General features: G+C 35.8%; 9 protein-coding genes. 4 read left to right on the top strand and 5 right to left on the bottom strand.

Going from position 1 to position 10,859, the window contains the following annotated elements; all coding sequences use genetic code 11:
• Positions 1-702: 702 nt before the first annotated feature.
• Together AC23MC_RS13445 and AC23MC_RS13440 are read left to right on the top strand one after the other, a co-directional pair.
• The gene (locus AC23MC_RS13445; protein ID WP_487568865.1) at positions 703-1,314 is read left to right on the top strand and encodes a tetratricopeptide repeat protein; all 612 of its coding nucleotides are present in this window, start codon (positions 703-705) and stop codon (positions 1,312-1,314) included.
• Positions 1,315-1,317: 3 nt separating this feature from the next.
• A complete protein-coding gene (locus tag AC23MC_RS13440; protein ID WP_487568864.1) occupies positions 1,318-2,280 on the top strand; it encodes an ADP-ribosylglycohydrolase family protein in 963 nt (320 codons plus the stop codon).
• Between the two features lie 73 nt (positions 2,281-2,353).
• Here the strand turns inward: AC23MC_RS13440 and AC23MC_RS13435 are convergent, their stop codons facing one another.
• Both AC23MC_RS13435 and AC23MC_RS13430 read right to left on the bottom strand, forming a co-directional pair.
• The gene (locus tag AC23MC_RS13435) at positions 2,354-3,517 is read right to left on the bottom strand and encodes a vWA domain-containing protein (RefSeq protein ID WP_487568863.1); all 1,164 of its coding nucleotides are present in this window, start codon (positions 3,515-3,517) and stop codon (positions 2,354-2,356) included.
• A gap of 29 nt (positions 3,518-3,546) precedes the next feature.
• Positions 3,547-4,869, bottom strand: coding sequence for a hypothetical protein (locus AC23MC_RS13430; protein WP_487568862.1), 1,323 nt, complete (start codon positions 4,867-4,869; stop codon positions 3,547-3,549).
• Between the two features lie 351 nt (positions 4,870-5,220).
• On the opposite strand from AC23MC_RS13430, the gene AC23MC_RS13425 reads away from it, so the two are divergent.
• Positions 5,221-7,020, top strand: a complete 1,800-nt coding sequence (locus tag AC23MC_RS13425) for a tetratricopeptide repeat-containing sensor histidine kinase (RefSeq protein WP_487568861.1) — start codon at positions 5,221-5,223, stop codon at positions 7,018-7,020.
• Positions 7,017-7,772, top strand: a complete 756-nt coding sequence (locus AC23MC_RS13420; protein WP_487568860.1) for a LytR/AlgR family response regulator transcription factor — start codon at positions 7,017-7,019, stop codon at positions 7,770-7,772. Before AC23MC_RS13425 ends, AC23MC_RS13420 begins: the two co-directional genes overlap by 4 nt.
• Here AC23MC_RS13420 and AC23MC_RS13415 read toward each other — a convergent pair.
• The 3 genes from AC23MC_RS13415 to AC23MC_RS13405 are packed head-to-tail and all read right to left on the bottom strand — an operon-like array spanning position 7,765 to position 10,798.
• Positions 7,765-8,277 (bottom strand): hypothetical protein, encoded by a 513-nt coding sequence (locus tag AC23MC_RS13415; RefSeq protein WP_487568859.1) that lies wholly within the window; start codon positions 8,275-8,277, stop codon positions 7,765-7,767. The genes AC23MC_RS13420 and AC23MC_RS13415 overlap by 8 nt on opposite strands.
• A 10-nt stretch (positions 8,278-8,287) precedes the next feature.
• Positions 8,288-9,649: a DNA repair protein RadA gene (gene radA, locus AC23MC_RS13410; protein ID WP_487568858.1), complete on the bottom strand. Its 1,362-nt coding sequence runs from the start codon at positions 9,647-9,649 to the stop codon at positions 8,288-8,290.
• Entirely contained in the window at positions 9,650-10,798 is a 1,149-nt protein-coding gene (locus AC23MC_RS13405) for an alpha/beta hydrolase (RefSeq protein ID WP_487568857.1), read from the bottom strand.
• Positions 10,799-10,859 lie beyond the last annotated feature (61 nt).

Below are 10,859 nucleotides of genomic sequence, written 5' to 3'. Positions count from 1 at the left end.
TTGAAAAAAGGGTTCAACTCTAATTAAAAAGTCAAACCCCTTTATTTTTAAACTTACACACTTTTTAGGATAGTGTCCTATAATTAGAAATTTGACGGTAGGGGACGTCATTTTTGACGTTGGTACACGTCATTTTTGACGTCCGGAACCCCAAATTTGACGTAGGGAGACGTCATTTTTGACGTCCTGAACCCCATTTTTGACGTTCCGAAGTCCATGCATGGGGTTATGAACTCCATTTTTGACGTCCGGAACCCCATTTTTGACGTTGGTGGACGTCATTTTTGACGTTACGAACCCCATTTATGACGTCTCGAACCCCAAATTTGACGTTCGGAACCCCATTTACTACGTTAGACAACCCCAAAAAAGGAGTCTCGAACCCCATGCATGGAGTTCAAGACGTCATGCATGGAGTCTCGAACCCCATTTATTACGTTGCACAACCCCACGGATGGAGTCTTGAACCCCAAAAAAGGAGTAACAAACCCCATACACGGAGTTGAGAACGCCATCGATGGGGTTTTTTGGTGGTTTGGATTGGTTTTGAAGGATTTAATTTGTGGTGAAATGTTAAATTAAGAGATTTTTTCATATTTTAGCAATGGGATATTAAGGAAAATTAAAGAAATTCTTCTTATTAAAATGTTCGAGTAGATTATAATTTAAAGGTAAAAGTGTAAATAATCAAAATTAAATAATATGGGCATTTTTAATGTTTTTGGTAAGAAAGTAAATGTTAATACACTAGCTTTAATTGAAAATGGAGAACGTGAATTTACAGTTGGGAATTATTTAAATGCCCTAAATTCATATGAAAAAGCATTGATAGAAGACAAATCCAATTGGTATATTTATTTTAGAATTGGTAAATGTTATCAATTTTTAAATAATTTTTCAAAATCAATTGATATTTACCAAATAGGAAAAAATTATGATGACAACTTTGATATAAACCGTGGATTAGGAGAATCGTATTTAATGCAATCAGAATTCAATCAGGGAATTCTTTATTTAGAAAAAGCGATGAAACTTTTACATAAATTAGATGAGATTACTAATTCAAATTCAAAACGGGACAAAGCAAATATATTAAACAACCTTTCTATTTGCTATTATAATATTGGTGATGTGGAAAAGGCGAAAGATTGTTGTTTGAATGGAATAAAAACCGATGAAAAATACGCAGGTAATTATGGGATATTAGGTTCGTTATTTCTTGAAGAAAACTTAATAAATGAGGCTATAAATTTTTTTGAAATAGGAGCACGATTAGGTGACCAAAGATCAAAGGAGATTTTAAATAATATATAAATTATGGAATCCAACAAAGCTATAGATGCACTATTGGGAGTAGCAATTGGTGATGCATTAGGAGTTCCTTTTGAATTTAGTCCAAGAGATAAAATGGAATTAAATCCCGCAAAAGAGATGATTGGATATGGAACCTATAATCAACCCAAAGGAACTTGGTCAGATGATAGTTCATTAACATTTTGTCTTGCTGAATCATTAATTAATGGGTATGATTTAAAGGATATTTCTGAAAATTTTATCAAATGGAAAAATGATGCTTATTGGTCAGCCCGAGGAGAAGTATTTGATATTGGAATAACGACTTCAAAAGCTATTTCAGAACTAAAACAAATTATTGAAAAAGATCATTTGGATGAATTGAAGAGATTAAAGTATTATGGTGATGAATTTGATAATGGAAATGGTTCATTAATGAGGATTATCCCTTTATTGTTTTATATCAAAGGAAAACCAATTAATGAGCAATTTGAAATAGTGTGGGAAATATCAGCTTTAACACATAAGCATATTAGAGCAGCTATGAGCTGTATGATATATTTAAAATTAGCGGAAAAATTGCTTGAAGGAAAAATAAAAGAGACTGCATATTTAGAAATGCGAAAAGAAATTCTAAAATTATGGGAGAAGATGGATTTTTCTTTTAATGAAAGAGAGCACTTTAAAAATTTAATCAAGAATGATATTAGAGAGACAAAAATGGAAGATCTAAAATCAGGAGGGTATGTAATTGAAGTGCTTGAATCAAGTATATGGTTTTTTCTTAACAAAAACTCTTATAAGGAGACGATTTTGTCAATAATAAATATTGGTTATGATACTGACACATCGGCTGCTATAGCTGGTGGATTAGCGGGTATATATTATAGCAGAATAGGAATTCCAGAAGATTGGATCACTTCAATTGCTAGAGTAGAAGACGTACTTGAATTAGGAGAAAAATTAAATTTAAAATACAATATTTAGATTAAAATTTTTCCAGCCAGCAAAAAACCGCCCCAAATTTCTTCAAGGCGGTTCAACCACAATCCAACTAAAATTAGTTAACCACTACATAGCCTTTTGCTTTGGCATAACTGTGTATAGACGTTGCCATGGCATTGCCCAAATCGTCTTGTGTTTTGGTGTTTTTTGATTCGTTGTCAATAAAGTCTTGTCGTTTCTTGGCCAACTCCGCCATTTCTTTTTGAATGGTTTCTCGTTCTTTGGTTTTCTGCGTGACAATCGTTTTAATTTCTTCTTTTGATTTGTTTTTTAGTTCCGCCGGAAGTTCTTCTTCTTTCAAATTGTCTAAGGCTTTACTATCTTTTTTGGCTTTATCCACCAAATCCCAACTATCATTTTTATACACTTCTTTTGATTTACTCACCGAACGCTCGGCATAATTGGCTCCAGATATCGATTGAGCATTGGCATCTTGCACTTCTTGGCTTCTTTTTTTCTCGATTCCTTTAGAACCATAACCAATATAAGTAGTATTCAACCGCACATTACATTGCGAAATCTGGTCGTCATATGGCGTCACGATGTAGCGAACTTTGGCGTTGTAATCAATGTTAAAGTATTTTCCTTTGCCCACAATGGCACCGTCTTTCCAAAAGGTCGAAATTCCTTCGGCAGCATCGCCACAGAAAATTGTGTTGATAAAAATGTCTTTCTTTAAGGCGGCAGAAATGGCTTCTTTGTAATGAATTCCGCCTTGATCAAACGGTTCGTTACCGGCAATATACACGAGTTTCATACTTTTTTGATGATCATCCCACGTCAATTTATCAACGGATTCTTTGATTACAGCTCCGCAATATTCATAGCCACCATTGGTTCGCAACGCAAATAATTGTTCCGAAATCAAATCTAAATCAGTCGTTAGCGGAGTGATTTGTCGGATGTAATTCGATTGTTCGCTCAATCCGCTATTGCCATATTCATACAATGAGATTTGAATTTCAGGACTTTTTCCTTCATACTTCAACGTGGTCAACGTGTTCACAATGTTCCAAAGGCGTGACTTGGCTTGTTCAATCAAACCATTCATACTGCTGGACGTGTCTAACAATAAGGCGACTTGAATTTTGGTGTCGGCTGTCGCTACCGCCGTTGTTTCCGGTTGCGAATTGACAGCTAAAGTTTCGTTTTTCTTCTCGCAATTGCTAAAAAGCATGCAGGAAGACAATAAGGCGATGGTTAAAACTAAATTTTTCATAGTGTTGGATTTAAAAGTTGTGATTACAATTATTTTTGAAGGTTTTTGATGTCGTTTTCTATCGAAAGAATCATCAAACAAGTCGCAGTACAAAAGGACGGACTCGTGATGCAGTGATGACCGTTCCAGCTACCGTCGGCATTTTGAATTTGCATCATTCTGCCGCCGATGTTGTCGTACCATTTTTTCCAGTCGTCGTCGTGATTCACCACCATCGACTCGCCTGTTTGAAGGAAGCTTAGGAATTCTTCGCCACCGTTGTTGCCAAAACCGGATAATACATCTTCTTTCATCGCGGTTACTTTGGCAGAATTATAGACTTTATTTGCCACGTCATACGACTTTGCTTTTTCTTTCGAATAGCCTAAACGTTCTAAATTTTGTTCGTTTAAAACAGCATCTCTTTCAATTTTGCCTTCAGCTTTGGCTTTTTTAAACAATTGGTTGACTTCTTTGGCTTCTTCGGCACTATTGCGAACGGAACTGCTCACGGCATACAACATAATTCCGGCTCCGTCTTCGGTTTTAGCCGACTGACTTTCAGGATTGTAATTGCTTTTTTGATATTCTCTGGCTTTTTGGATTTTGTCTTTATCCACTTTGATACCTTCGTTTTTGGCAGCCATTTCTAAACTCGAATTCGCAAAAGAGGATTGTAAAACACCTGCCCAACCGGAGCTTCCGACTTTACCGGAATCACCCATCGATTTTTCGATTTTATCGACACAAACTTGAATGCCGTCTTTTACTCTTGCTTTAATGGATGCATCTTTTAAAGTAGGAAGCAATTGGTTGAAGAATTGCAACGTGAGAATGGCATCAATGTGTTCGCCTAGTTTTCCTTGAATTTGCGTTCCTCGAATTTGTGTGATGTAAGGAGAGTTTTGGTTCTTTTCGATTTCATTTAACAGAAATAAAACTGATTTTTTAAGGGTTTCTTTGTGCTCGCCTTTCTCCATCGAATGACCGCAGCGATACAATGCCATCGCCGACATGGCCGTTGTAGCAGGATCGGAAGAAACTGCGTGCGGATTTCTTTCGGATTGATTGTTGCGAGAACCGGCTCCCCAACCGCCATCGGAGTTTTGGGCTTCGATGAGCCATAATTCGCCTTTGGAAATGGTTTCGATGAATTTGGAGTTTGTTTTTACTGCTGATGAACCTTCAACAGATTGTTCGCCCATTAAGGACATAAATACACAGGGTTTTTCTTCGTCGTCCACGATTTCTCGCTGAGCGATTTCTTTTTTTGGAAGAAGTTCTTTCGTTGGTGCTGAGTCATTTCCCAACAAATAAATAAACGGAACACAGCTTACTAAAGCGGATATTCCAAGGATGATTTTTGATTTCATATGGTATTGATTATTATTTAAAAATTAATTTTTTTGCCACGAATTCACGAATGAATTTTTTACTATTTTATTTTTCATTCCTCAAATGCTGAATGCAAGGCATTCAATGGTGTTTGTGAAATTTGATATTTATCGCATTTTCTTAAAAAATTTGTGCATTCGTGGTTAATAAATGCGTAATCTAATTGAGCTTTTTAGTGCTATATTTTAGTGTTGCATTAAATTATTTGATAAAATTACTTTTCATACTAATTCAACTTTGAGCGACTTGGTGAAACCCATTTTTGACTTGGTGAAATCGTTTTTTAAACCCGATTTTATTTTCGTACTTTACACTATAATATAAATGAGATGTATAATCAACTGAAAATAATACTGTTTGCCTTGTTTTTCCCTTTGGTGATGGTTGCTCAAGACACGACCAAAACCAAATCAGGTAAAACTTCCGTGAGCAAAAAAGCCATTGAACTGAAGGAAACTTTATCTAAAAGTAATCCGGAAGCCACAGCAGATAAATATGTAGAATTGGCGAATGAGTTGGATAAAAAAGGTGATTACGCCAAAGCGGAAGATTACCTTAAAAGAGCTTTACCTATTTATCAAAAGCAAAAAAATAAAGATAAAATAGCGAGTACAACGCGTTCGATTGCTCAAATTCAGGAGAAGCAGAATAAGGTGAAAGAGGCCATCAAAAGCTATCAATCGGCAAGTGAGGAAGCGGTTGATGTGGGCTATTCACGGATGAACTCGAATGATGCGAGCCGATTGCAAAATAAAAGTCCGAAAGCACAAGCCGAATATTTAGATTCGAACATCAAAATTTTAGAGAATGAAGGGAAATTGGATGATGCTGCCGAAGTGTATAAACAAAAAGCGGTAGTTGATTTTAAGTCGGAAAACAAAGGCATGGCGATTGAAAATTATGAAAAAGCCATCGCCGTTTCCAAAGATAAACCGGAAGAAGTGTTGAAATTGAAAAGCGAAATTTCGAAAGTCTATGCTTCGGAAAACAACTTGGATAAGGCGATTGAAATCACGAAAAACACCATTTCGGATGCGGAGAAATTAGGAAGTGTTTCGCAACAAATTGAACAACAGCAAACGCTGGCAGATTTATATTTTAAAAATGAAAACCAAAATGATGCAATTGTTTTGTTGGAAGAAACGTATAATTTGGCATTAAAAAACGGACGCACTTTTGATGCGAAGAAAGCGATGTTGGCTCTTTCGGATTATTACAGAGCACAAGGCAATCAAACGAAAGCGATTGAATTGTATGATCAATTTCTGAATGATTTTGACCGAATGATTCAAGCGGATAGTTCGTTGGTCGATGCGAAGATTTTTCAAGTTACCGAAGAAAAAATCAAGCAATTAGAGAAAGAAAGAGCATTGAAAGATGAGTTGATTACGAAGAAAAATAAATTCAATTATGTATTGATTGGTTCCGTGATTTTGATGTTGATTTTATTGGGATTGATTGCAAAAGCGTTGTTTTCCATCAAAACCAAGAACAAAAAAATTGCATTGCAATCGCTCAGACGAGAAATGAATCCGCATTTTATTTTTAATAGTTTGAATAGTGTGAACCAATTTATTGCCCAAAATAATGAGTTGGAAGCCAATAAATACCTGACTTCGTATTCCAATTTAATGCGAAATATGATGGAAACCTCGAACAAAGATTTTATTTCGCTATCCAATGAATTAGAGCAGATTAAGAAGTATTTGGATTTGGAACATTTGCGATTTCAGGACAAATTTGTTTATGAAATTGTGGTGGATGAAAAGTTGGATTCGGATGCAATTTTAGTTCCGAATATGTTGATTCAGCCACATTTGGAGAACGCGATTTGGCACGGTTTGCGTTATCGAGAAACCATAGGAAAATTGAAAGTGACTTTTGCAGAAGAAAATCAATTGATTAAAGTTTCCATAGAAGATGACGGTATTGGTGTTGAAAAAAGTCGCGAATTGAAAACACAAAATCAAAAAGTGCATGAATCCAGAGGATTAAACAATGTGGAAGAACGGATTAGTTTATTGAACGATTTGTATCATCAACAGATTTCGTATACTATTTCGTCGGGAACATATGGCAACGGAACATTAGTCACACTTTATTTTTCTAAAACCACTAAAGTAGTATGAACGATTTTCAAAAAATAAAAAGTGTCATTGTCGAAGATGAGTCGGCTGCTCGCGAAGCGTTGAAAAATTATTTGGCAAAATATTGTCCGCAAATCGAGATTATTGGCGAAGCACAAAATAGTCGGGAGGCGATTCCGTTGTTGCACGAACTACAACCGCAATTGGTTTTTTTGGATGTAGAAATGCCGTTTGGCAATGCATTTGACGTGTTGGAAGGATGTAAAGATTTGCATTTTGAAACCATTTTTGTCACTGCTTTTTCGGAATATTCGTTGAAAGCGTTGAACCAAAGTGCGGCGTATTATCTGCTGAAACCCATTAGCATTGAAGAATTGATTTTAGCCGTTAACAAAGTGCAACAACAATTGATGAAGCAGGAATTGTTTAACCGAAATCAAATTATCGTTCAAAATTTCCGCGAACCCAAAATAGAGAAACAACAAGTGATTTTACCCACGTTAGAAGGTTTTGAAGTAGTGAAAATGGAAGAAATTGTTCGTTTGCGAGGCAATGGAAACTTTACCGATATTCATTTAGCCGACGGAACTAAAAAGATGGTCTGCCGTTTTTTGAAACATTTTGATGAAATGTTGGATTTTCCGTTTATGCGAGTGCATAAATCGCACATCATTAATTTGAATTTTGTGAAATCGTATCACAAATCTTTGGGTGGTTATGTTACGCTTTTTGATGAAACGGAGATTGAGATTTCTGTGGGTTATAAGGAGGAGTTTTTGAGGAGGTTTAAATAAGACTTTTTAGTAATCGCTCGACTTCTTCCTTTTGCTCAGCATATTTCAATTGTAATTCTGAGCCAATTTCCATTCGGTTATAATAGTCCAATGCTTTTGTGGCACAAGCTTTTTTATGAAAAGCAGAAAGTTCCGGAATTTGAGGAAATTGCTTGTGGAAAATATTTTCGTAATACGCTTGCCATTCGCGTTCGTTTTTGTCCGTAATTACTTTACCTTTTTCTTTTTGTTGCACGTGAATCATTTCGTGAGCCAATAAATTTAGCATCAGATTCAATGGAAATTCAAACGTGTTTTCCGGAATTCGAATGATTTGTGGACCGCCTAAAATTCCTTCGGTGGTCATTAAAATAAAATCGGGCTTGGCTTTTTCACGCAATTCAAATCCTTTGAAATTGGGATGATTTAAGTTGTATTCGTTAATCAAAAATTCGGCAGCTTGAATCGTTTCACCTTGTTCATGAAAACTATTTACCCACTGAATGATTTCTTGATATGCTTTCAAAAGATACTTTTTAGCCAAATAGTTCGCTTACAACATCTTCAATCTTCGCCACCAATTTCACTTGAATCAACGTTTCTTTCAGCGAAATTTTGTTGTATTTCGACACAAAAATCGTCGAAAACCCTAATTTCTCGGCTTCCAAAATCCGTTGTTCTACACGGTTTACCGGACGAATTTCTCCGGCTAAACCGACTTCTCCTGCAAAACAAAAATCTTTTCCGACAGGAATATCTTCGTTGGAGGATAAAATGGCTGCCACCACTGCTAAATCAATCGCCGGGTCATCCACAGAAATTCCGCCTGTCACATTTAAAAAAACGTCTTTTGCTCCCAAACGAAAGCCGGCACGTTTTTCTAAAACTGCCAAAATCATATTCAATCGTTTGGCATTGTAACCGGTCGTACTTCGTTGAGGTGTTCCATAAACGGCGGTGCTGACTAAAGCTTGTATTTCAATCATTAACGGTCGCATTCCTTCTAACGTAGAAGCAATGGCGGTTCCTGAAAGTTCTTCGTCTTTATGCGAAATCAGTATTTCCGATGGATTGGCTACTTCGCGTAAGCCTGAACCTTGCATTTCATAAATTCCAATTTCTGCCGTAGAACCAAAACGGTTTTTGAGCGAACGAAGAATTCGGTACACGTGATTTCGATCACCTTCAAATTGCAGCACGGTATCGACCATGTGTTCCAAAATTTTTGGTCCGGCTATTGTTCCGTCTTTCGTAATGTGACCAATCAAAAGTACAGGAACATTCGTTTCTTTGGCAAATTTGATGAGTTCTGCGGTACATTCTCGAATTTGAGAAATACTTCCTGCAGTCGATTCAATATAATCGGTGTGCAAGGTTTGAATGGAGTCGATAATCACAATCTCCGGTTCAATTTCCTGAATTTGTTTAAAGATGTTTTGCGTTTTGGTTTCGGTTAAAATGAAACAATTATCGCCGTTGGGTGTAATCCGTTCGGCACGCATTTTTATTTGTTTCTGACTTTCTTCGCCTGAAACGTATAAGGTTTTATAAGGTAATTTTAATGAAATCTGCAACAAAAGTGTACTTTTTCCAATTCCTGGTTCGCCGCCCAAAAGCGTTAATGAGCCGGGAACTAATCCGCCACCTAATACTCGGTTTAATTCGCCATCTGTAGTATCCAAACGAATTTCTTGTGTGGAATCAATATCGCTAATGCGAAGTGGTTTTGGAGCTTTTTTTGTTTCGGTGGATGAAGGTTTCCAAGATGATTTTTCTTCCTTTTGAATCACTTCTTCCACAATGGTATTCCATTCGTTGCACGCATGGCATTGTCCTTGCCATTTGGAATATTGCGTTCCACAATTTTGACAAAAAAAGGAGGTTTTTACTTTTGCCATTTAGTTCATTAATTGCTTCATTTCTTCCGATTTGTCATACATCATATCTTTGTCTAAATCGCCAATTGGTTCTTTTTGAAAAGCACTTAAATAAAATTTTTGTGCTCTTTTGTAATCTTCTTTTTTCTCATACATCAAAGCCATGTGATAATCGGGTAGCATTGTTTTTTTATAATATTTATCGGCTAAAATAGAAAGTTCATCAAATTCATTGTATGCTTTGTTCTTTAAAATAGCAGCTTCAATGGCTTTGAAATCATTTAAACGAACTGGCATTTTTATGTTTAATGATTTTTCTAAAACATCATATTTTTGCTTTAAATATTCTACATAACCGGATTCTAATTTCACAATTTTCTCATTAAATTCATGTGTTGTGATGGGTTGATAAACCGCAAAAAACTGATATAAAGCATTTGGAATCGAATGCAAAACCAATGAATAGTGGGAAGCTCCCAAAAATTCATCAAATTTATAATTTAAACTCTCTTTTTGAATTGCTTTGGCTTTTTCGTTTAATTCTTTAATTCGATTTTGCATTTTTTTCACATCGCCATCTGCAGTAGATTGATAGTAATATATTGGTTTTGCAATTGCATTCAATCGTTCCGGAATTCTGTTTTCCATGTCTAAAGCCAAATCCGGGCTCAACGAAATATAAGCATCAAAAATCGGATTGTCTTTGTATAAAAAGAAATTTAAAAAACCGGCAGTAGTATCGTGTCCGGCAATAATTTTGAACGGAGCAATTCGGTAGGTTTTTTCTAAATAAGGCATTAATTCTGTTCCGATGAAATCGAAAAAGTTTGCTCCGGTTTCAATAGGTAAGCCGCTTTCTTCGTCATATTCACTGTCTGCATAGCGTTCTTCTTGTTTGTTTTGAGAAATTCCGACTAAAATTACTTCAGGCAAATCATCCCAATAATTTCCAAATTTTAAAGCACCTTGAAATGGATCAAATAAATATTCTCCATCCAAAACCAACAACAATGGAAATTTTTGATCCTTGTCTTTTTCGTATGATGGAGGGAGTGTTATGTAAATTTCTCTGTCTCCACCCAATTTTTGAGAAGAAAATGTTTCTACGGTTTTTTGAGCATAACTACTCATGAAGAACAATAAAACGGCAAGAATTTGAACTAATTTCATCTGTTTTCAGTTTTGGAAATTAAGTAAAAAACCTAATTTTTTTTCGAAAGCAAGATAGTAA

The sequence above is a fragment of the Flavobacterium sp. T50_26 genome (genome assembly GCF_057652995.1).
Note: the sequence above shows the minus strand (reverse complement) of the source record. Positions and strands in the feature narration are given on the sequence as shown.